Origin of the sequence: Parachitinimonas caeni, assembly GCF_030129945.1 — a bacterium.
GTDB classification, from domain to species: domain Bacteria; phylum Pseudomonadota; class Gammaproteobacteria; order Burkholderiales; family Chitinimonadaceae; genus Parachitinimonas; species Parachitinimonas caeni.
Genome location: NZ_JARRAF010000012.1, coordinates 51478 through 70870 on the forward strand (window position 1 = coordinate 51478; position 19393 = coordinate 70870).

The following is a 19393-nucleotide window of genomic DNA, read 5'->3' on the forward strand; positions in this document are numbered from 1 at the left end:
GCATTTTCGCTACCAGCCAACAAACGCCAGCTTGAGGTGGCCTGCCGGGCATCAACCGACTTTTTTCAGAACCAGGCCAATCATGGCTGCCACCTGCTTGAAATACACCAGATCATCGGTGTTCCAGCCAATGCCACCACCACGCTCGCCACGGACCATGCCATAGCTCTCGCCATCCACTTCAATCAGCACATCCAGAATGCCGTAGGGGTCAACCGGGCTGAATTCCAGATCATTGAAGCAGCTGGTGGCCGGATCGCTGTGAGCGTCGCCGGCAATGACCTGCTTGGATTGGGTCAGCTCCTCGAAATAGGCGCTGCAGTCATCCTCTTTGAAGGCGAGCCCGCTGCTCCACTGATTGGTGGCCTTGTCATACATGCTCTCGCAGCTGAGGATATCTTTCAGACTGCTGGAGAAAAACCAGATACTGGTCCGCGTGCCGGCCACCTCATCAACCAAAGCCCGCACCAGCATTTTGTAGAACACGTCTTTGGCCATCTGCCCGTCATTCAGCTTTTTGTAGAGCGTCATCAGCAGGGTCTTGTCGTGCATCGAACACCTCCAGAAGCGTCTTGCCGGCACCTGGCCTGCCGGGCGGGCAGCGCGCAGGGTGTTGGACGCAATCAATAAACAATAGCGCCTGTAATACTCACCCGGCGCTGACGGCTTATGCTGGAATATCAATTGCATAAGCGAAACGGGCCCATGTTTTCTGCTTTCCATATCGGTTTAGCAGCTTGTGGCCAGTCTTGCTTCCGAAAAAGCATCGCCAAGGCCGAAAATGACCGAAGCAGAGCTTGCCGTGCCTGGGTAAAGCCGGTCATACTGGCCCGCAATCCGGCTTTGCTGTGCTCGCCACGTCGGTTGAGTGCCTTGCCGGTGCATTAAAACAAGCTCCAAATATGAAACTGATTGCCTCGCTTACCAGTCCTTTCGCCCGCAAGGTGCGGGTGGTTCTGCACGAAAAGCGCATCGAGTGCCAACTCGAAGTCGATATCCCCTGGGATGCAGAAACCCATGTCCCCGATTACAACCCACTTGGCAAAGTACCGGTGCTGGTGTTCGACGACGGCCATTCCCTGTTCGACTCCCGTGTGATCGTTGAATATCTTGACAGCATCTCGCCCGTTTCCCGGTTGATACCGCAAGACAATCGTCAGGCGGTCAACGTCAAGCGCTGGGAGGCGCTGGCTGACGGCATCGAGGAGGCTGCGGCCAATATTTTCATCGAGAAGAAACGGCCTGCAGCGCTGCAAAGTGCAGACTGGATCTCGCGCCAGCAAGTCAAGATTGATCGCGGCCTGAAAGCGATGTCTGACGACCTGGGTGAGCGTTTATGGTGCAGTGGTGACTCCTATTCGCTGGCGGATATCGCCGTCGGTTGCTGCCTGGCTTATCTGGATCTGCGCTTCGCGCATATTGATTGGCGTGCGGCCTATCCAAACCTCGAACGGCATTTCGAGAAGCTGTCACAGCGACCGTCTTTTGCAGAGACCGTACCGCCAGCGAGCTGAGCGGCGATCCCTGCCATGCCTGTTTCCAAAGGGCCGGGGATCTTCCCCGGCCCTTTGTTTTTGCTGTAAACCTTCTGTATGTATGACGATGTATTAACGATAGTGGCTGGCCAGCTGGTAAACTCGCGGCTTGCAAAAATCAACTACTTAGCGGACTGAACGACCATGCGTACCTCGCAATTTTTCCTTTCGACACTGAAAGAAGCACCTAACGAGGCCGAGCTGCCCAGCCACAAGCTGATGCTGCGGGCCGGTCTTATCAAGAAACTGGGTTCGGGTCTTTACACCTGGATGCCGCTTGGCTTGCGCGTGCTGCGCAAAGTTGAGGCCGTGGTCCGGGACGAAATGACCAAGGCCGGCGCGCTGGAGTTGTTGATGCCGGCCATTCAGCCCGCGGAGTTGTGGCAGGAAAGTGGCCGTTGGGCGGTGTTTGGCCCACAGATGCTGAAGATGAAAGACCGGCATGAGCGCGATTTCTGCTTCGGCCCGACGCACGAAGAAGTGATCACCGATATTGGTCGCAGCGAAATCAAGAGCTACAAGCAGTTGCCGCTCAATTTTTTCCAGATTCAGACCAAATTCCGCGATGAGATCCGGCCGCGCTTCGGCGTAATGCGAGCCCGTGAGTTTGTGATGAAGGATGCCTACTCCTTCCATGCTGATCTCGCGAGCCTGCAACAGACTTATGACGGGATGTATCGCGCCTATTCCAACGTGTTCAGTCGCCTGGGCCTTAAATTCCGTGCCGTGGCTGCTGATACTGGTGCCATTGGTGGCGATGGCTCTCATGAATTCCATGTGCTTGCCGACTCGGGCGAGGACGCGCTGGCGTATTGCCCGACCTCCGACTTTGCTGCCAACGTCGAGCTGGCGGAAGCGTTGGCGCCTGCTGACAGCCGCCCCGCGCCGGCTGAGGCACTGCGGGACGTTGATACGCCCAAGCAGACCACTTGTGAGCAGGTTGCAGCATTGCTCGAAATCCCGCTGCAACGTACTGTCAAACTGATTGCCCTGATGGCGGAAGACAAACTCAATATTGTCCTGCTGCGTGGCGACCACAGTATGAACGAAGTTAAAGTTGGCAAGCTGGCGGGTATGACGGATTTCCGTTTTGCGACGGAAGAGGAAATCCGCAGCTTCTTCAATTGCCCTCCTGGCTTCTTGGGCCCTGTTGGGGTTGATCGCAGCAAGGTCCGTTTGATTGCTGACCGTGCGGTGGCTGTCATGAATGATTTTGTCTGCGGCGCCAACAAACCCAAGTTCCACATCGCTGGTGTCAATTGGGGGCGTGACCTGCCCGAGGCGGATATCGTTGCAGATGTCCGTAACGTGGTGGCGGGCGACCCCAGTCCTGATGGCAAGGGCGTGCTGGAAATCTGCCGGGGTATTGAAGTCGGGCATATCTTCCAATTGCGTACCAAGTACTCTGAAGCGCTCAGCTGTACCTTCCTGGATGCGGAAGGCCAGACCAAGCCGATGGAAATGGGTTGCTATGGCATCGGCGTATCGCGGATCGTCGGCGCCTGTATCGAGCAGAATTTTGACGATAAAGGCATCAACTTCCCGGTTGCCATGGCGCCGTTCCAGGTTGCGGTGGTTGCTGTGGGCTATCACCGGTCCGAGGCCGTCAAGGCGGCGGCTGACAAACTGTATGCGGAACTTTTAGCTGCAGGGATCGACGTATTGCTGGACGATCGCAACGAGCGCCCCGGTGTCATGTTTGCCGATATAGAGCTGATCGGTATTCCGCACCGCATCACGATTGGTGACAAGAATCTGGCTAATGGCGATATCGAGTACCAGGCGCGTCGCGATCCCGCAGCCTCGCTGGTGAAGGTGGAGGAGGCTGCAGCCATGATGAAAGCCAAACTGGCGTGACCCAGACTGCGCTGTTGATTCGACCTGCGCGGGTTGATGACGCCACAGTGGTAGCCCAACTCCTTGGCGAGTTGGGCTATCCGCAGCAGCCAGCGCTTATCCAGCTGCGGCTGCTGACGTTATCTGATCTGCGCGATGGGGCGATTCTGCTGGCCTGGATGGCCGGACGTGTCGTGGGCTTGGTTGGTGTTCACTGCATTCCGGTTCTACATACAGAAGGTGGCCTTGGAAAAATTACCGCTCTGGTGGTTGAGGCACCGCTGCGCGGCCAGGGTATCGGCCAGCGCCTGCTGACGGCGGCAGAGCAATTTGCCAGGCAGGCGGGCTGTTGTCGGATGGAGGTGATCAGCGGCAATGGTCGCTCGGATGCCCATCGTTTTTACCAACGTGAAGGTTACGATCCGACGGATCAGACCCGATTTATCAAGACGTTTTAAGACCATGAAGTACCGTTTGATTTTCTCACTATTGCTGGCGTGTGCCGCACCTGTCTGGGCGGGGGCCCAGAAAGAAGAAGCCTTGTCAGCCAGCGTCGCCACCACGATGCAGCGCAGCATCAATGATGGCGCCCGTGCGCGTCTGGTGTTTGACCGGCCTGAAGATGGCGAACGCTGGGTGCAGGAAATGTCACGCCGGCTGGCACGCAAGATTCCCGACGAATTCACTCGCCGCTATCTGCTGACAGCGATCCATTACGAATCGGTGCGGGCTGGGCTGGACCCACAGATGGTGCTGGGCTTGATTGAGGTCGAGAGTGGGTTTCGGCGTTATGCGATCTCTGTCGCGGGGGCGCGGGGGCTGATGCAGGTCATGCCGTTCTGGGTGCGTTCAATCGGCAAGGACACCCATAATCTGTTTGATATGCACACCAATCTGCGCTTTGGCTGCACGATTTTGCGCCACTACATTGATATCGAAAGCGGAAATCTATATCGGGCGCTCGGCCGGTATAACGGTAGCCTGGGCAAGCCGGAGTATCCCAACCTGGTGTTGGGGGCGTGGCGAGGTAAGTGGAGTTATTCGCCACTGAATACTCCCGCACCGACCCAGGTCAGTTATCAGGTCAGCAAATAGTCCAGGTTCTGTTGGTGCTTGGTTTTGGCCCGGAGAGCAAACCTCAACAGCGCCTAGCTACGATACAAACGACAATATCTGACCGGCAAACCGTCCTCATCCAGCCGGTCGGCTTCCACGGCAAAGCCATTTTTCTCCAATACCCGCTGGGATGGGGTATTTGCAGGGTCAATCGTTGCAACGATTGAATCCAACGCAGTATGGCGCCACGTCCAGCCTGTAATCTGTAGGACCAGCTCGCTGGCATGGCCCTTTCCCCAATAGTCAGGCCGCAGGGCATATACCAGCTCTGCGCTACGACCTTCCTCACTGTGCTCGGTCTGAGTAATACCTGCCCAGCCAATGACTTCTTCGCTAAGCCGGTCTTGCACGGCCCAGACGCCGTAACCCCGCTGCAGGTAGTTTTGTTGCGATTTGGCAATCCAGCGTGCTGTGATATCGCGATCAAGCACGGTGCCGTCACCAACCCAGTGCATCACCAGTGGGTCGCTGGTCAGGCGGCAGAACGCATCGAGGTCGGCTTCCTGCCAATGGCGCAACAGCAAGTGAGGGGTTTGGGCAATCGGGGTCATGAGGATGGTCTTGGTGGGCAAAGGTTTGATTAAACCATACCGTCATGATGCAGCCGATTATTTGGTCAGGATGAGCTTGCCTTGTGAGGTCTGGCGCAATCGGTATCGCACGCCGTTGTGGTCAATCTCGACTTCGACGGCACCCGAGAATATTGCCTGGCTAGGAATCGCCACGGGGCGAAAGCGGGCTTCGCCAGAATGGCCGGACGTTTGGCTCGGCTGGGCCACTCGGTTACGGTTGGCTGCCTTGGGGGGATTGGAGGTTTGCATGGACTCATTCTAATCACGAATGGTTCTCATTTGCAAATAAAGAATGAGAATGATGACCACGGCGATATCATGAAAAAGCCCCGCACTGGGCGGGGCCTGGTGAAGCTGGCTGGGGCAAAGGAGCCCGATGCTTAGTTCAGGTATTTGGCAAAGAACTTTTCCATGGCTTCGTAGGCTTCGAAGCGGTTTTCTTCGTTAGAGAAACCAAGACCTTCATTGTCCTTCACGATGTAGTCCACGGTGACGCCACGTTTTTTCAGCGCTTCGACCATCTGGTCGGACTCTGCCTTGTTGACGCGAGGATCTTTGGCGCCTTGCAACACCAGCAGGGGCGCTTTGATCTTGTCGGCGTTGAGGGCCGGTGAATAGGCCTCCATCGCGGCTTTGTCCTTCACCGGGTGGCCAACCATCTCATACTGCATTTCCTGGAAGGGCTTCCAGTAAGGCGGAATGGTATTGAGGAATGTCAGCAGGTTTGAAACCCCTACGTAATCCACCCCGCAGGCATACAGATCAGGCGTATAGGTGAGGCCGGCCAGTGTGGCATAACCGCCGTAGCTGGCACCGTAGATACAAATCTTCTTGGGATTGGCAATGCCTTGGTCAATCATCCATTTCACACCGTCGGTGATGTCATCCTGCATGGTGCGGCCCCATTGCTTGAATGAGGCTTGCCAGAAGGCCTTGCCGTAGCCGGTGGAGCCACGGAAGTTCATCTGCAGCACGGCGTAGCCACGATTCGCCAGCCATTGCACCTCGGGGTTGAAGCGCCACTCGTCACGCGCCCAGGGGCCGCCATGCGGATTGACGACAACGGGCAGATTCTTGGCTTCCTTACCGACTGGCAGTGTCAGATAACCGTGGATGGTCAGACCATCGCGCGATTTGTATGAAATTGGCTTCATTTCTGCCAGTTGTTCTGACTTGAGCCATGGCGAAACGTCTGCCAGCTTCTTGAACTTCTCGTCTTTGGCGTTGTAGAGGTGGTAGCTGCCCCGGGTGCGATCATTCTTGACCACAACAACGTAGTTTTCCTCTTCCTTATCGACCGCCACGATGTCCCCTTCCATATCGGCAAAGGTGCGCTCCATGGCGTGGTAGACCTTCTCGGTCGGGCCGTCGATGAGTACTTTCTGCTTCTTGGCTAGCTCATAGGTCGTCGATGTCAGCGTCTTGCGCTTGTGCGACCAGCTGAAGTCGATGATGTCCGCAGACTCGTGGATGCTGACGATGTCTTTTTCCTTGCCGGTTTCCGGGTCGATGACGACCAGTGCCTGTTTGTCGCGGCCCAGGTTCGACCAGGCATATAGTGCCTTGTTATCGAAGGTAAACAGCACGGGCTCCAGCGTATCCTTGAAGCTGGTGGTGGCGATGGTTTTCCAGGAAGCCTTTTCGTCAGCGCGGGTCATGACACTGCTATTGACGCCATCGGTCGAAATGGCCGCCCGCAGCTTGCCATTATGGTCGGCCAGCCAATGCGTGATATTGCCGGGGTTCTCGGCAACGAGTTTCAGCGCCCCGGTCTTGGTGTTGAGCCGGTAGGCGTCGAAGATTTCGGGCTTACGCTTGTTCAGGCCCACCAGTAGGTCGGTGTCGCTGTCTTCGAGTGAATCAATAATGCGAGCCCTGACCTTGGGGAACGGCGTCAGATCGCGCGTGGTTTTTCCATCGCGATCAACTGAAAACAGGTGGAAGTTCTCGTCGCCACCGTTGTCCTTCAGGTAGACGAGGCGGTCATTGCCTTTCCAGAAGTATTGGCGAATATCACGATCCTTGACGGCTGTAATCCGCTTGGCTTCGCCTTTAACCGGCTGGGTGAAAATATTCAGGCGATTTTCGTAGGGCTGAACGAAGGAAATGGTCTTGCCATCGGGCGAGATGCGGAAAACGGTTTTTTCCGGATTGCGGAAGAAGTCGCGCAAGGGCAATTGTTCGATAGCTTGGGCGCTGAGGCTTCCGGCCAACAGAGCGGCGACGGTGGCGCTACGGTACAAAGGCTTCACTCATGTCTCCTGTATGGGGTGGTTGAACGTGCATGCAGCGACGGGCTGCAACGACGAAGGGCTGCATTATGGCGATAGCGCAGGGTGACGTCAGCCCGCGCCTTCGACCGGAATCTCAATCGAGAGTTGCGATGACGGGCGCGTGATCGCTGGGGCGTTCTGCTTTGCGGGCTTCTTTGTCGATGACGCAGCCGGTGCAGCGAGCAATCAGCGGGTCGGACAGCAGGATGTGGTCGATGCGTAACCCGGCATTCCGGCGAAAGCCTGCGGCACGGTAGTCCCACCAGGAGAATGTTTGTTCTGGCTGATCAAATTTACGGAAGCTATCGTGTAGCCCCAAGCTGATCAGCTGGTTGAATGCCGCGCGTTCCGGTTCGCTGACCAGTACTTGACCGACCCACTTGGCGGGATCGTGGACATCGCGATCTTCCGGGGCAATGTTGTAATCGCCCAGTAGCGCCAGCTGCGGGTATTGCTTGAGCTGGTCGCCAACGTAGGCAATCAGTGCTTCCAGCCATGCCAGTTTGTAGGGGTACTTTTCCGAATCCAGACTCTGGCCATTCGGAAAGTAACCACAGATCAGCCTGACTTCACCAAAGGTGCCTGCGATCAAACGCATCTGGTGATCACTGTAATTGGGAAGGTTGATCTGAATGTCGGTGGCGGGTTCGCGGGAAATCAGTGCCACGCCGTTGTAGGTTTTCTGGCCAGCAAATGCGACCTGCCAACCGGCTTCACGAATCGCCGCTTCGGGAAAATTAATGTCTTCCAGCTTGGTTTCCTGCAGACACAGACAATCTAGCTGGGGATGGGCGGCCAGCCATTCGAGTACTTGCGGCAGCCGGACTTTGAGGGAATTGACGTTCCAGGTGGCGATCTGCATGGGTCTGATCCTGAATGGCGCTGCATGCGCAGACGGGTCGCCATTGTGCCAGCTATTGCGGATCGGGGAAGGTTTTGCAGGCTATTGCAAAGGATGCGAGACAGGCAGGAGGCCTGTCTCGGTAGAGACTACTGCTTGGGCTTTGTGGCGTCGGCATTCGACGCTGCGGGCTTGGCGACCGGGGCAGGAGGGGGCTTCGGGGCGCCAAAGTCGGCAGTGCGCGAATAGCCTGCCGTGTTGAGCAGGGCATTCCAGTTCTCCGCATTGAAGCCAGTCGTGATTGAGTTGCCTATTTGTAATACAGGCACACTGTCTCCGCCACTGAGTGCCTTGAACGTGTTGAATTCCGCTTCGCTGGAAGACGGGTCGCGTTGGGTGAAGGGAATGCCGCGTTTGGCGAGCAGGTTGCGGGCATCATCACAGTTGCTGCCACAGGCATTGGCCCATAGAACGACGGGGTTTTTGCGTGCCGCTTCTTTGTTCGAATACGACAGGCCGCTGGTTTCTATGCTATTGGTACGAACCTTGTGCTCAGCGGTATTGGCTGCGGGAGGCTGGTCAGTAAAGATAATGTTGCCATTGGCGTCTTTGTATTGATAAACCTTGCCGGCATATGCCGTCGTTGCGGCCATCAACACGAAAAGCACGAGAGTGCGCTTCATGGTCGATTCCTTTCACATGATGATGACATCAGTATATTCCCATATTCCCGGTTGTCGGGGCCGATTGTGGCTCGCCGGCGGTCGGCTTGATCATGCATAAACTTCCTACTCTTAATCTGATTGGGGCTGGCCAATTGGGGCGCAGCGTTGCCAAACTCTTTATCGGCCAGAAACTGGTTTTTCTGCAGTCTGTGGCGACACGCTCTCTTGAAACCGCACAAGCGGCCTGTGACTGGCTGGAGGCTGGCAGGGCTTGTACCTTGCCTGAGCTGCCCGCTGCAGATTTCACACTGCTAGCGGTTTCTGATGACCAGCTTGCTTCAGTTTGCATCCAGATTGCGCCGCAGCTAAGGGCCGGCAGTGTGGTGTTTCACTGTTCCGGTTCGCAAAGCTCGGAGGTGCTGTTGCCCGCGCAGCAACGCGGGGCGGTGGTTGCCAGTGTGCACCCGCTACGTAGTTTTGCAGACCCGGCCGCCGCCGTCGCCGGTTTTGCCGGAACTTTCTGCGCCTGTGAAGGGGATGCGAAGGCTATGGCCTTGCTTGGACCGATGTTTGATCGGATCGGTGCCCGCCGGTTTGCCATCGACCCCTCCGCCAAGGTGCTCTATCACGCGGGAGCCGTGTTTGCCTGCAACTATCTGGTGGCGTTGATGGACGCGGGGCTAGCGTGTTTTGAAGCTGCCGGGGTCGAGCGCAGTACGGCATTCCAGGCACTCAAGCCCCTGATCGACGGTACGCTGGCGAATGTGGGGCGGGTAGGTACTGTGGCGGCCTTGTCCGGACCTATTGCCAGGGGAGATGTTGCGACGGTTGACCGTCAACAAGCCGCATTGGCTGCCAAACTGCCGACATTGGTGATGCCGTATCAGGTTTTAGGTCAGATCGCCGTCCGGCTCGCCGAGCAACGACCCGGCCAGGACAGGCAAGCCATGTGTACACTGGCCAGCCTGTTGCAGCAGGGGGACGTATGAGCTGGCAGTTTGAAGCGATAGGCCGAGTCGAATCGCCTTATAAAGAGAAGTTCGCCATTCCCCGCCAGCCAGGTTTGGCAGCGCATGCCAAGGGACGTGTGGTGCTGTTGCCGCCTTATGATGTGGCTGACGCGGTGCGCGGCCTGGAAGGCTTCAGCCATATCTGGCTATCGTTCATTTTTCATGCCACCGCCGAACAGGGCTGGCGACCAACGGTGCGTCCCCCAAAGCTGGGTGGGAATGCGCGGGTTGGCGTATTTGCGACGCGCTCGACATTCCGACCGAACCCCATAGGACTATCGGTGGTGCGTTTACTTGGGGTCGATATTCGCAAGGGTGTAGCACTGGAAATCGAAGGCATGGATCTGCTGGATGGGACGCCAATCATCGACATTAAGCCTTATTTGCCGTTTGTCGATAGCCAGCCGGGGGCGAGCATGGGCTTCGCGCCTGAGCCTGTAGCATTTCTGCAGGTGATGTTTCATCCGCAGGCCGAACCAGCGCTACAGGCAGCGAGTTGCCGCTATCCTGATCTGGTGGGCTTGATCAGGGATGTGCTGGCGCAAGACCCGCGTCCCGGCTATGCCGACGACCCGGAAAGGGTCTATGGAATGCAGTTATACGATCTGAATATCCGCTGGCGATGTGTCGCCGGTGTCGCCGAGGTGTTGGCCGTGGAGCAGACGCAGGCCCGCTTGGGCGGGGAGTGAAGCCTTGCTGGGCCGGATAGCGTGGACTGCCAGATGGGCTTCAGAATTCATACCCCAAGAAACTGGGTTTCCAGCGCTGTGGTCTGGCTGCCGCCGTTGGAGGCTTTTTCTACCAGATACGCCTTGGCACTCGGGCGAGAGCTGACGACCTGATGCAAGGTACCTTCTACAAAATGCAAGGCTGCGCCGTCATCGGCTGCGTAAGCAGCGCTGCTGCCGTGTGCAACGGCCAGCTGTAATGCCGGCTGCCGCTTGCTTTCCCCATCATAATGCGGGCAGGCACCACCTGGCAGCAGACCAAGACAATTGAGCGGGACCAGCTGGCCGGGGTTGGAATCCGTCAGCCCCCATTCAAACCAACAGATCATGCCGGCAGAGATTCCCGACAACACCACCCCCGCCTCGTAGGCGCGCCGTAGCGCCTTGTCCAGCCCCCATTCACGCCAAAGTGCCAGCATCGAGCGAGTATTGCCGCCGCCAACGAATATCAGATGCTGGTGTTGGAGGTACTCGTCGAAATCTGCGGTATGTGGCTTGAACATCGATAAATGACTGGGCCGGCAATCCAGTCGGGAAAAGGTATCGTAGAAGCGGGACAGGTAGTACTCGCTATCGCCGCTGGCTGTCGGAATGAAAGCGATCTGAGGCCTGGGTTGTCCGGTTGCTGCCAGCAGGTAATGGTCGAGCAGCAGAGAGGACTCCATGGAGAAGCCCCCACCTCCCAGCGCGACAATCTGTTTGGGTTTGCTCATAGCTCAGAAGTACAGTGCGGGCAGCGCGTGGCTTTGACAGGAATGGCACTGTAGCAGCGGGGGCAGTCCTTGGTTACGGGCTCTACCGGCGCAGTAGCAGGCGGCGGACGTAGCTTTTCCAGTGCCCGCACGATCAGAAATACCGAAAAGGCAACGATCAGGAAGCTGATCAAGGTGTTTGCAAACAGACCCAGATTGAGCGTCACCGCACCGGCATCCTGGGCAGCCTTCAGCGTTTCGTAAGGACCGACGATTTTGGCGCCGGGTTTGAGCACCACAAATAGATTACTGAAATCCACATTGCCCAGTAATAACCCAATTGGCGGCATCACTACGTCTTTGACCAGTGAATCGACGATCTTGCCAAATGCCGCGCCAACAATCACCCCGACGGCCAGATCGACCACGTTGCCACGCATGGCAAATTCTTTGAACTGTTTAAGCATGCTTCCTCCCGAGAATGGCGATGCCACTAGCTTAGCAGCTACTTTGGCATGTTGCGCGAGGCGCTCTCGCGCTTTCGGTGCCATGACAAGGCCGGTACGTGCGGGACTTGGAACAAATTAGAACAAGCCTCGTGGGAGGCTAGCGACGTCGCAGGTACACCGTGATCTCTTCTCTATCGTGGTAGAGCTGGCGGGCGTTGAGCTTATAAGGCACGTCTGCATCACGCAGCCTGTCATCAATCAGGTCGAAACACAGGCTGACGGCATCCAGTCGCTTCTTCATGGGTAGCTTCAAATTGAAAATGGCTTGGCGGGCATGGCCTTCGGCCAGCCACTGCGCCATTAACGCAGCAATCCGGTTTGGTTGCTCGACCATATCGCACACCACCCAATCCACAGGCTTTTTCGGCTTGAAACGAAATCCATCAGCACGTTCATGTCGGACATGGGGGTGATCGGCCACAATCCCCTTTAGCGGTCCGTTATCGACAGCGGCAACCCGCAAACCACGGCTGACCAATTGCCAGGTCCAACCCCCTGGCGCGGCGCCTAGATCAACTGCATGCTGACCGCTACGTAAACGCTGCTTTAGTTCATCTTCCGGAACCAGCGTCAGGAAGGCCTCCGCCAATTTCAGGGTAGATCGGCTGGGTGTCTCAAATGGCATCTTCAGACGAGGGATGCCCATTGGCCACGGCGAGGTATGTTCCGGCGCTGCCAATGCGAGTGTGACACTCTGCATGTCGGTAAAAAACAGATGCAAGCGTGGCGCTCTGGGATGCTTGCTCAGTAGACCTTCTGCTGCTGCCGCTTCCAGCAATTTTTCACCAAAGCGGCGGCAAAAACCCGATAGCTGCTTCGCTTCATTGGTATCTGGCGTTTCCAGCCAGATGTCACAAAATGGCCCGCCCAGTTCTTTGGCGGCCGCCAGAATCGGGGTTAGCCTATCTCGCTCGCTGAGTAGGGCGACAGGTTCCTCTGCTAGCAACAACTGCCGAGCAAAGACCAGCTCACGCCACACAGGCAGGCGATCACCTTTGCTGCTTGTATACCTCACCCGCACCCATCCTTGGCCGCGCTCGATTTCACAGTCAATACCTTGCCGTAGCAAGAATCCACCGATTTCATCACCACATTCGGGTTCGAATCCGGGACGGCAGTAGGCAAGGAGGTGTGTAGACATGGTCAGGTTTCAAACGCGAATGGGAGGGGCTGGTACAAATGGAAAAAGGCAGCCGAAGCTGCCTTTTCCGACTCTACTAATTCGAAGTGGTTCGAATTAGAAGTTGTGCATTACGCCTACACCGAAGGTGGTCGGATCGTTCTTGCCATCAACCTTGAAGTCGATGTGGCCGAGTTCAATCTTCACTGCGGTGCGCTTGCTCAGGCCTTGCTTGAAGCCAAATACGTAGTGGTTGTATTCGCTGTCCTTAACGTCATTGTTCTTGCGAGCAATGATCAGACCGCCTTGCAGTTCGGACTGGCCCATGGCGTAAGCAGCGTTGAACAGGAAGCTGTTACGGTCTTGAACCTTGGCACCACCTGTGCTCATCTCAGCCTTGGCCTTCTGGAATGCACCACCCAAGCTAACAGCGCCCATTGTGTAGCCAACGCCCAGCAGATAGTTGCGACGATCAACTGCAGTAGCAGCTGCACCAACGCGCTCTTCAACATCAACAGCACCACCAACCCATACTGGGCCTGCTGCATACTTCAGCGAACCAGCGAAATCCCAGCTGGAATTGTCTTTAGCGGTCTTGTTCTCGCCCAGAGCCAAGCTTGCAGCTACGGAAACTGGACCGTAGTCACCGGTGAACTTGGCAGAGTTGTTGAAACGTCCCTTGTTGTTGCCATCCACTTCGTTCAAGCCAAGTGTCAGCGCAACGTCGAACAGGTCGAACTCTTCCAGGAACAGTTGGTATGCAGACTTGCCACGGCCCAATGCAATGGCAGAGGAACCAAACTTCATACCAACCCAACCTTCACGGGTTGCCCAGCCGGATGCGCTGGCATCGTCAGGAGCAACGCCGCTTTCCAGTTGGAAAAATGCCTTGGTACCGCCGCCCAGATCTTCTTCACCCTTGAAGCCGATGCGTGAGCTGGTTGCCAAGTTATCAACCTTCAGTTGGCGCTCGCCAGAAGTGTATTTGCTGTCGTAAACAACGCCTACGTTTACCTTGCCGTAGATGTTGACGTTCGAAGTGTCAGCCAGAGCAGCCGGAGCGACAACGGCTGAAGCAACAGCCAAAGCGATCAGTTTCTTGTTCATGAGTTTTCCTTCGTTGAGGTTAATTGGTGAAGCTTGGGTACAGCCGAGACCCCTTTTGCGGGGCGTCACGCAAAGATGATAGTGGTTTCGTTTTGGCACAAGCAACCACTGGTGTCTGATTTTGGAGAGAGGGAGCCTAAGCTGAGTTGATAGGTGAGTGTGGTAATTGATTGAAAAATAATAATTTATTTGTTTTGGTGCGGGCTTTCCCTTAGTTGCAATGGCGCAACAGATATTTGTTTACCTGAATTGGAACGGCAAGGCAATTGCTGTGTAACGAAGGATTTTGCCCAATGCCATCCAACCAATTGTGGGGGCTGGAGGTAACTTAAGTAGCCCGGCCGCCAGGCAAAGTGCATCACCAATAATGGGTACCCAAGATAGAAGCATGAGTGGGGGGCCATGCTTTTGCAGCTGAGCAATATATTTATGTCTGACTTCCTTGGGAAATATCCCCCCTAGGAAGTAAGTGGTTGCTCCGCCAAGTGTATTGCCAATGCTGGCAATCAAGATTGCCTGAAGCGGGCTGCCGTAGCCAAGGCTTAGGTAGGCGAGTAAAGCAATTTCCGAATTGCCGGGCAATAGGGTTGCTGAAAGAAAGGCCGAGCTGAATAACCCAGTTTCAGCCCAAAATGCTGTGATTGTCATGTCGGGCCTGGGAATGGGTGTATCAATCAAGCCTCAAAGGTAAACGGGGAGTCGCTTTGGGTGCTGATCAGCAAGGCAAGTGTGGAGAAAAACTCCCCTTCGTCACGGGTGTTCTTCCAGATACCGTCAAGGTTGCGATAGTGAAACCCACCACTGCGAGCAGCAATCCACATTTCCTGATTAAAGGTGTGTCGATTAACGATGATTTTACTGCCATCTGCAAACTCCAGCTCCAGCACGTTGCCATTTTGGCTGGGTTCAATGTCCAGTCCGGATTTGTCGATCTGATGCTGGATTTTCTCGAAAATTGCGTCGGTTTGGGTCAAGAACGCGGATTCATCCATGGGCGGTTCTCATAGGGTTAATTTGCTAGTATGGCAATTTTGCCATAAGCCGGTGTTGATCAAGCGTGGCTTATGCCAAACACCGGTCAACTGGGCATCATTTGATGAATAGTGGTCGATTGTTTTATCTACATTGTCTCATTGTGCGACGAACTGAGTGGGAAGAGGGGGCTCAAATATATGCGTTTATTTGTATTGATTCTGGTTGCGGCCATGTCTTCTGGTTGCGGCTATAAAGGTGCTTTGTATTTGCCCGCTACGAATAAGGAGGTGTCTGCGGAAGCAGCAAAAGCGGGTACTTCACAGATCAAGGAGCAGGAGTCCACACGCCCATGACGTATTTCTCTATGGAAGATCAGCGCCTCATATTCGATGGGTTGCCTCTGGATCAAATCGCTGACAGGTTTGGTACGCCAACCTATGTTTATTCGGCTAAGGCGTTGAAGGAAGCGTTCCGGGCCTATGATCAGGCATTTGCCCCTGTTGATCATTTGATTTGCTATGCCATGAAGGCGAATTCCAATCTCTCTATTCTTAAATTGTTTGCGGAGCAGGGTGCTGGATTCGACATTGTCTCGGGAGGGGAGTTGCGACGGGCGCTGGCGGTTGGTGCTGCGCCGGATAAGATTGTTTTCTCGGGGGTTGCCAAATCGGTTGAGGAAATCAAGCTGGCGCTTGAGGTGGGAGTTCGTTGCTTCAATGTTGAGTCCGAAGCAGAGCTGGAAAGATTGGATGAGATCGCTGGACAGTTGGGTAAGCTGGCGCCGATTAGCTTAAGGGTGAATCCAGATGTAGACCCCAAAACCCATCCTTATATTTCCACCGGACTCAAGGACAACAAATTTGGCATTGCATACGCCGATGCACGGCGCGTATATCGCAAAGCATCGGGTTTGCAGAATCTACGCATAGCCGGGGTGGATTGTCATATTGGGTCTCAGCTGACAGAAATAGCCCCCTTTGAAGATGCTTTGGCAAGGCTGCTGAATTTGCACGCTGAGCTCAAAGAAGATGGGATTCAATTGCATCATCTCGATCTGGGGGGCGGGGTTGGGATTCGCTATTCTGATGAGGAACCGCCGGCTGTATCGGCATATGCCGAGGCGATCATGACTCAGTTGAGGGGCATGGATTTGCAGCTTGTACTGGAACCGGGACGATCTTTGGTTGGTAATGCAGGCTTGTTGCTGACTCGGGTTGAATATATCAAACCTGGTGAAGCCAAGAATTTTGCAATTGTTGACGCAGGAATGAACGATTTGATTCGTCCGGCTTTATATGAAGCGTGGCATGACATCGTGCCCGTGTGTTCTCAACCTGATACACCTGCCCGCGTATATGATGTAGTTGGGCCTGTCTGTGAGAGTAGTGACTTTTTAGGTAAAGATCGGACTTTGGCGATTCATCAAGGCGATTGTTTGGCTGTATTGTCAGCTGGAGCCTATGGTCAGACAATGAGCTCCAACTACAATACTCGACCAAGAGCTGCTGAGGTGTTGATAGAGGCGGGTGCAGCAAGGTTGATACGTAGTCGAGAGAGCTATGAACAGCTATTGGAGAACGAGAAAGCTCTGCTTTCCTGAGTTACTCTTCAAGTGACCATTTAATTTAGGCGACTTAAACGAAAAAAGGCGCATCTGTTGTGATGCGCCTTTAATTTTGTCGAAGCCCAAAGATGAATTATTTTGCAGCGTTTGCCATATAGCTGACAGCCGCTTTGAATTCCTCGTCGCTGCCAGCAAAGCCGCCTTTGGGGGGCATTGCGCCTTTACCTTGTGTTGCACTTGCGATAAGAGAATCCAAGCCGGCTTTGAGTCGAGGTGTCCAAGCTGCTTTGTCTCCAAATTTCGGAGCGCCTGCAGCGCCAGTGCCATGACACGCTACACATGTTGACTCATAAATTTCTTTGCCTTTGGCAGCTAAGTCCACTTTGCCCGCAGTGGCTCCACTCGTTGCGGGCTTTGGCTCTTCAAATTTGCCACCACTGGCATTCCCCATAAAAGCTACTGCCCGAGCAACTTCATCATCCGTCAGGTCAGCTGCTCCACCTTTGGCGGGCATGCCTTTAAATCCGCCAACAGCGTGTTTAACAAGTGTTTCAAGGCCTTGGCTAATGCGAGGTGCCCATGCTGCGCTATCTGCAAACTTTGGTGCTCCGGCCAAGCCCGCGCCATGGCATGAAGCGCAAACAGCTTCATAAACAGCTTTTCCATTGCGACTTCCAGGAGGGCCGCCTTCAGATGCTTTTGAAAGGCCAACCGGTTGAATTCGGGCTAGTACTTCCTGATCTGTCATGGTGCTGTTAGAAACATTGCCCGTGAACAGTTTGACAATAAAAAATATCAGTAATGGAATTCCAATGAACGCGGCGGCGACCAGCACTATCACGTCCTTGATATTGGTCGAATTGTTGGCGTTTGCTCCGCTCATGCTGCCATTCCCTTTGCGCAGTGTCGTTGAGATTCGTTGTCGATAAAAAACCACACGATTATAGCGGTAATTGGCACAACTCTCAAAACCACCCTGAATTCTCTGGGTAGACGCCTGCTGTAAAGCGCGGTATTATTTCGCCTCTTCGCAAGAAATGCGCCCGTAGCTCAGTTGGATAGAGTGTCAGTTTCCGAAGCTGAAGGTCGCTGGTTCGATTCCAGCCGGGCGCGCCAGCTTATTCTGTTGCTTCTGCCGTAAATCTTTCTTAAGTCAGGCTTTTCCCGCTTCTACCTGCTTTTTATGTATACGCAAGTGCATTGATGCCTTGAGGGGTGTCAATTTGCGTAAATTATGATTTCCTGCGCAATGTTGGTTGCCTTCGTGGAACCTGTTGGCCTGTAGTCTTATCATACGCGCATGAACAAGCCCACTCTTTGTGCTCTAGTGGTTGGCATTCTTGCCGGCCAACTCCATGCGGCCGAGCTGCCCGATCTTGGCGATTCGTCTTTGGCTAATCTTCCCCCCAATGCTGAAAAACAAATTGCGCAGTCTGCGGCAAGAGAACTGCGCCAGTCCGGTGAAGTGATTGATGATGTTGAGATTAGTGATTATCTGAATTCACTGGGTAATCGTCTGGTGTCGGCAAGTGATGATGCCCGCCAGGGCTTTACTTTTTACCCTTTGTTGTCCAGTTCAATAAATGCCTTTGCTATTCCGGGTGGGGTGGTTGGGGTAAATAGCGGCCTGATTTTGACAGCGCAGCATGAAAGTGAGTTGGCGGCGGTTTTGTCTCATGAGATAGCGCATGTTACTCAACACCATTACGCCAGGATGGTTGAGTCGCAAAAAGGGGCTGGCTGGATGTCTCTAGCGGCAATTGCCCTGGCGATTTTGGCTTCCAGAGGAAGTGGGGATGCCACTCAAGCTGCCCTGGCCGGTGCCACTGGATTGCAGTACCAGCGTCAAATTGACTTCACCAGAGAGTTTGAGCGGGAAGCTGACCGCGTCGGTATTGCCACCTTGGAACGTGCGGGTTTCGATACAAAGGCTATGCCAGCGTTTTTTGAACGGCTCCAGCGTTTTTATCGAAATGTAGATAATGGTGCGTTCGCTTTTTTGCGTACTCATCCGGTAACAGGCGAGAGGATTGCGGATAGCGCGGCGCGGGCGGCGCAGACTTTGGGAAAGACCCATGTCGATAGTATCGAGTTCTTGTTGATGCGAGAGCGGGTGAGGGCCATTCAGCTAGGTGGTCGATCTGCTGTGGATTATTACAAAGTGACCATTGAGCAGAAGCGCTATGTAAGCGCTGTGGCGCAGCAATACGGGCTCGCCGTAGCAGCAAACATGGTGGGCGATTATGAACTGGCCAAACGTAGTTTGATGTCAGCAAAGAAGGTGTTTAATCGGCCAAGCCCTTCACTTGATGCCCTTGAAGGTGCAATCGAGTTGAGCGATGGTAAGGCGACTCAAGCTTTGGAGATCTTCAGAAGTGCCAGAGTTGCAGCGCCGTACTACAGAGCTTTGCTGTATGGGGAATTGGATGCGCTGATCAGGTTGCGTCGTGATGCGGAGGCAGTTGCTCTGGTTGAAGAAATGCTCGGGCGTCGGCCGGGAGATTCAGGTCTATACAAACGGCAGGCGTTTGCTTATACGCAGATGAATCGTTTGATTGATGCGAAAAGGGCGCAGGCTGAGTACTTCGTCTCTGTTGGTGATCCTATAGCCGCAATTGAGCAGTTACAGATGGCGGTCAAAGTAGGTGGTGGAGACTATTATCAAATGTCTGCGATTGAGGCTCGGCTCAAGGAGTTGCGCCAGATTATAAGGGCGACAGAGTCGGATGAGCGGAAAAGAAGGAATGTGCCCTGAGCTATATTCAATATTTCAATCCTATGAATCCTTGGTTTGATTTTTTTGATAAGCCAAGGCTTGGAAGGGGGCTTGACTGCTTCGCCTAGGCTGGG

Annotated in this window: 22 protein-coding genes and 1 tRNA gene; 10 read left to right on the plus strand and 13 right to left on the minus strand. The window is 54.7% G+C overall.

Annotated features, from left to right (window positions below; genetic code table 11):
• Window positions 1-51 precede the first annotated feature (51 nt).
• Window positions 52-552, minus strand: a complete 501-nt coding sequence (locus PZA18_RS11950) for a hypothetical protein (protein WP_284101075.1) — start codon at window positions 550-552, stop codon at window positions 52-54.
• Between the two features lie 350 nt (window positions 553-902).
• On the opposite strand from PZA18_RS11950, the gene PZA18_RS11955 reads away from it, so the two are divergent.
• From PZA18_RS11955 to PZA18_RS11970, 4 genes are all read left to right on the plus strand, one after another.
• Window positions 903-1514: a glutathione S-transferase gene (locus PZA18_RS11955; protein WP_284101076.1), complete on the plus strand. Its 612-nt coding sequence runs from the start codon at window positions 903-905 to the stop codon at window positions 1512-1514.
• A 165-nt stretch (window positions 1515-1679) separates the two neighbouring features.
• On the plus strand, window positions 1680-3392 hold the full coding sequence (locus PZA18_RS11960; protein WP_284101077.1) for a proline--tRNA ligase: 1713 nt from the start codon (window positions 1680-1682) through the stop codon (window positions 3390-3392).
• The gene (locus PZA18_RS11965) at window positions 3389-3829 is read left to right on the plus strand and encodes a GNAT family N-acetyltransferase (protein ID WP_284101078.1); all 441 of its coding nucleotides are present in this window, start codon (window positions 3389-3391) and stop codon (window positions 3827-3829) included. The genes PZA18_RS11960 and PZA18_RS11965 overlap by 4 nt, the downstream gene beginning before the upstream one ends.
• Window positions 3830-3833: 4 nt before the next feature.
• Window positions 3834-4466 (plus strand): lytic transglycosylase domain-containing protein, encoded by a 633-nt coding sequence (locus PZA18_RS11970; RefSeq protein ID WP_284101079.1) that lies wholly within the window; start codon window positions 3834-3836, stop codon window positions 4464-4466.
• Window positions 4467-4519: 53 nt separating this feature from the next.
• Here the strand turns inward: PZA18_RS11970 and PZA18_RS11975 are convergent, their stop codons facing one another.
• The 5 genes from PZA18_RS11975 to PZA18_RS11995 all read right to left on the minus strand — a co-directional run bounded on the left by PZA18_RS11975 (window position 4520) and on the right by PZA18_RS11995 (window position 8856).
• A complete protein-coding gene (locus PZA18_RS11975; RefSeq protein WP_284101080.1) occupies window positions 4520-5038 on the minus strand; it encodes a GNAT family N-acetyltransferase in 519 nt (172 codons plus the stop codon).
• 57 nt (window positions 5039-5095) lie between these two features.
• Window positions 5096-5308: a hemin uptake protein HemP gene (locus PZA18_RS11980; RefSeq protein WP_284101081.1), complete on the minus strand. Its 213-nt coding sequence runs from the start codon at window positions 5306-5308 to the stop codon at window positions 5096-5098.
• A 131-nt stretch (window positions 5309-5439) separates the two neighbouring features.
• Window positions 5440-7311, minus strand: a complete 1872-nt coding sequence (locus tag PZA18_RS11985; RefSeq protein ID WP_284101082.1) for a S9 family peptidase — start codon at window positions 7309-7311, stop codon at window positions 5440-5442.
• A gap of 115 nt (window positions 7312-7426) precedes the next feature.
• Complete coding sequence (gene xth, locus PZA18_RS11990) at window positions 7427-8194, minus strand: exodeoxyribonuclease III (RefSeq protein ID WP_284101083.1); 768 nt, start codon at window positions 8192-8194, stop codon at window positions 7427-7429.
• A 128-nt stretch (window positions 8195-8322) separates the two neighbouring features.
• Complete coding sequence (locus tag PZA18_RS11995) at window positions 8323-8856, minus strand: glutaredoxin family protein (RefSeq protein ID WP_284101084.1); 534 nt, start codon at window positions 8854-8856, stop codon at window positions 8323-8325.
• A 92-nt stretch (window positions 8857-8948) separates the two neighbouring features.
• Here PZA18_RS11995 and PZA18_RS12000 point away from each other — a divergent pair, with 92 nt between their 5' ends.
• Together PZA18_RS12000 and tsaA are read left to right on the plus strand one after the other, a co-directional pair.
• The gene (locus PZA18_RS12000) at window positions 8949-9827 is read left to right on the plus strand and encodes a Rossmann-like and DUF2520 domain-containing protein (protein WP_284101085.1); all 879 of its coding nucleotides are present in this window, start codon (window positions 8949-8951) and stop codon (window positions 9825-9827) included.
• On the plus strand, window positions 9824-10537 hold the full coding sequence (tsaA, locus tag PZA18_RS12005) for a tRNA (N6-threonylcarbamoyladenosine(37)-N6)-methyltransferase TrmO (protein WP_284101086.1): 714 nt from the start codon (window positions 9824-9826) through the stop codon (window positions 10535-10537). The genes PZA18_RS12000 and tsaA overlap by 4 nt, the downstream gene beginning before the upstream one ends.
• 47 nt (window positions 10538-10584) lie before the next feature.
• Here tsaA and PZA18_RS12010 read toward each other — a convergent pair whose 3' ends face one another.
• The 6 genes from PZA18_RS12010 to cyaY all read right to left on the minus strand — a co-directional run bounded on the left by PZA18_RS12010 (window position 10585) and on the right by cyaY (window position 14996).
• Window positions 10585-11289 carry a Type 1 glutamine amidotransferase-like domain-containing protein gene (locus tag PZA18_RS12010; RefSeq protein WP_284101087.1) on the minus strand — a complete coding sequence of 235 codons (705 nt, stop codon included), beginning with the start codon at window positions 11287-11289 and terminating at the stop codon, window positions 10585-10587.
• Window positions 11286-11735 (minus strand): large conductance mechanosensitive channel protein MscL, encoded by a 450-nt coding sequence (gene mscL, locus PZA18_RS12015; RefSeq protein WP_284101088.1) that lies wholly within the window; start codon window positions 11733-11735, stop codon window positions 11286-11288. Before mscL ends, PZA18_RS12010 begins: the two co-directional genes overlap by 4 nt.
• Window positions 11736-11874: 139 nt before the next feature.
• The gene (rlmM, locus tag PZA18_RS12020; RefSeq protein WP_284101089.1) at window positions 11875-12918 is read right to left on the minus strand and encodes a 23S rRNA (cytidine(2498)-2'-O)-methyltransferase RlmM; all 1044 of its coding nucleotides are present in this window, start codon (window positions 12916-12918) and stop codon (window positions 11875-11877) included.
• A gap of 96 nt (window positions 12919-13014) precedes the next feature.
• Window positions 13015-14073 (minus strand): porin, encoded by a 1059-nt coding sequence (locus PZA18_RS12025; protein WP_284101090.1) that lies wholly within the window; start codon window positions 14071-14073, stop codon window positions 13015-13017.
• A 171-nt stretch (window positions 14074-14244) separates the two neighbouring features.
• A complete protein-coding gene (locus tag PZA18_RS12030; RefSeq protein ID WP_284101091.1) occupies window positions 14245-14652 on the minus strand; it encodes a YqaA family protein in 408 nt (135 codons plus the stop codon).
• Between the two features lie 26 nt (window positions 14653-14678).
• Window positions 14679-14996 carry an iron donor protein CyaY gene (gene cyaY / locus PZA18_RS12035; RefSeq protein WP_284101092.1) on the minus strand — a complete coding sequence of 106 codons (318 nt, stop codon included), beginning with the start codon at window positions 14994-14996 and terminating at the stop codon, window positions 14679-14681.
• A gap of 180 nt (window positions 14997-15176) precedes the next feature.
• Here cyaY and lptM point away from each other — a divergent pair, with 180 nt between their 5' ends.
• Both lptM and lysA read left to right on the plus strand, forming a co-directional pair.
• Entirely contained in the window at window positions 15177-15332 is a 156-nt protein-coding gene (lptM, locus tag PZA18_RS25470; RefSeq protein ID WP_407951185.1) for an LPS translocon maturation chaperone LptM, read from the plus strand.
• Entirely contained in the window at window positions 15329-16579 is a 1251-nt protein-coding gene (gene lysA / locus PZA18_RS12040; protein WP_284101093.1) for a diaminopimelate decarboxylase, read from the plus strand. The genes lptM and lysA overlap by 4 nt, the downstream gene beginning before the upstream one ends.
• Before the next feature lie 97 nt (window positions 16580-16676).
• On the opposite strand, the gene PZA18_RS12045 is transcribed toward lysA, so the two are convergent.
• Window positions 16677-17426 carry a c-type cytochrome gene (locus PZA18_RS12045; RefSeq protein WP_284101094.1) on the minus strand — a complete coding sequence of 250 codons (750 nt, stop codon included), beginning with the start codon at window positions 17424-17426 and terminating at the stop codon, window positions 16677-16679.
• 156 nt (window positions 17427-17582) lie between these two features.
• Between PZA18_RS12045 and PZA18_RS12050 the strand changes: the two genes are divergently transcribed.
• Both PZA18_RS12050 and PZA18_RS12055 read left to right on the plus strand, forming a co-directional pair.
• Window positions 17583-17659 (plus strand) — tRNA-Arg (locus PZA18_RS12050).
• A gap of 184 nt (window positions 17660-17843) precedes the next feature.
• Entirely contained in the window at window positions 17844-19298 is a 1455-nt protein-coding gene (locus PZA18_RS12055) for a M48 family metalloprotease (protein ID WP_284101095.1), read from the plus strand.
• The last annotated feature ends 95 nt before the right edge of the window (window positions 19299-19393 follow it).

What these genes read in the sequence shown, in the direction of transcription:
- PZA18_RS11950 (WP_284101075.1), bottom strand. Translation starts at nt 552, where the DNA reads ATGCACGACAAGACCCTGCTGATGACGCTCTACAAAAAGCTGAATGAC.
- PZA18_RS11955 (WP_284101076.1), top strand. Translation starts at nt 903, where the DNA reads ATGAAACTGATTGCCTCGCTTACCAGTCCTTTCGCCCGCAAGGTGCGG.
- PZA18_RS11960 (WP_284101077.1), top strand. Translation starts at nt 1,680, where the DNA reads ATGCGTACCTCGCAATTTTTCCTTTCGACACTGAAAGAAGCACCTAAC.
- PZA18_RS11970 (WP_284101079.1), top strand. Translation starts at nt 3,834, where the DNA reads ATGAAGTACCGTTTGATTTTCTCACTATTGCTGGCGTGTGCCGCACCT.
- PZA18_RS11975 (WP_284101080.1), bottom strand. Translation starts at nt 5,038, where the DNA reads ATGACCCCGATTGCCCAAACCCCTCACTTGCTGTTGCGCCATTGGCAG.
- PZA18_RS11980 (WP_284101081.1), bottom strand. Translation starts at nt 5,308, where the DNA reads ATGCAAACCTCCAATCCCCCCAAGGCAGCCAACCGTAACCGAGTGGCC.
- xth (WP_284101083.1), bottom strand. Translation starts at nt 8,194, where the DNA reads ATGCAGATCGCCACCTGGAACGTCAATTCCCTCAAAGTCCGGCTGCCG.
- PZA18_RS11995 (WP_284101084.1), bottom strand. Translation starts at nt 8,856, where the DNA reads ATGAAGCGCACTCTCGTGCTTTTCGTGTTGATGGCCGCAACGACGGCA.
- PZA18_RS12000 (WP_284101085.1), top strand. Translation starts at nt 8,949, where the DNA reads ATGCATAAACTTCCTACTCTTAATCTGATTGGGGCTGGCCAATTGGGG.
- tsaA (WP_284101086.1), top strand. Translation starts at nt 9,824, where the DNA reads ATGAGCTGGCAGTTTGAAGCGATAGGCCGAGTCGAATCGCCTTATAAA.
- PZA18_RS12010 (WP_284101087.1), bottom strand. Translation starts at nt 11,289, where the DNA reads ATGAGCAAACCCAAACAGATTGTCGCGCTGGGAGGTGGGGGCTTCTCC.
- mscL (WP_284101088.1), bottom strand. Translation starts at nt 11,735, where the DNA reads ATGCTTAAACAGTTCAAAGAATTTGCCATGCGTGGCAACGTGGTCGAT.
- rlmM (WP_284101089.1), bottom strand. Translation starts at nt 12,918, where the DNA reads ATGTCTACACACCTCCTTGCCTACTGCCGTCCCGGATTCGAACCCGAA.
- PZA18_RS12030 (WP_284101091.1), bottom strand. Translation starts at nt 14,652, where the DNA reads ATGACAATCACAGCATTTTGGGCTGAAACTGGGTTATTCAGCTCGGCC.
- cyaY (WP_284101092.1), bottom strand. Translation starts at nt 14,996, where the DNA reads ATGGATGAATCCGCGTTCTTGACCCAAACCGACGCAATTTTCGAGAAA.
- lptM (WP_407951185.1), top strand. Translation starts at nt 15,177, where the DNA reads ATGCGTTTATTTGTATTGATTCTGGTTGCGGCCATGTCTTCTGGTTGC.
- lysA (WP_284101093.1), top strand. Translation starts at nt 15,329, where the DNA reads ATGACGTATTTCTCTATGGAAGATCAGCGCCTCATATTCGATGGGTTG.
- PZA18_RS12045 (WP_284101094.1), bottom strand. Translation starts at nt 17,426, where the DNA reads ATGAGCGGAGCAAACGCCAACAATTCGACCAATATCAAGGACGTGATA.
- PZA18_RS12055 (WP_284101095.1), top strand. Translation starts at nt 17,844, where the DNA reads ATGAACAAGCCCACTCTTTGTGCTCTAGTGGTTGGCATTCTTGCCGGC.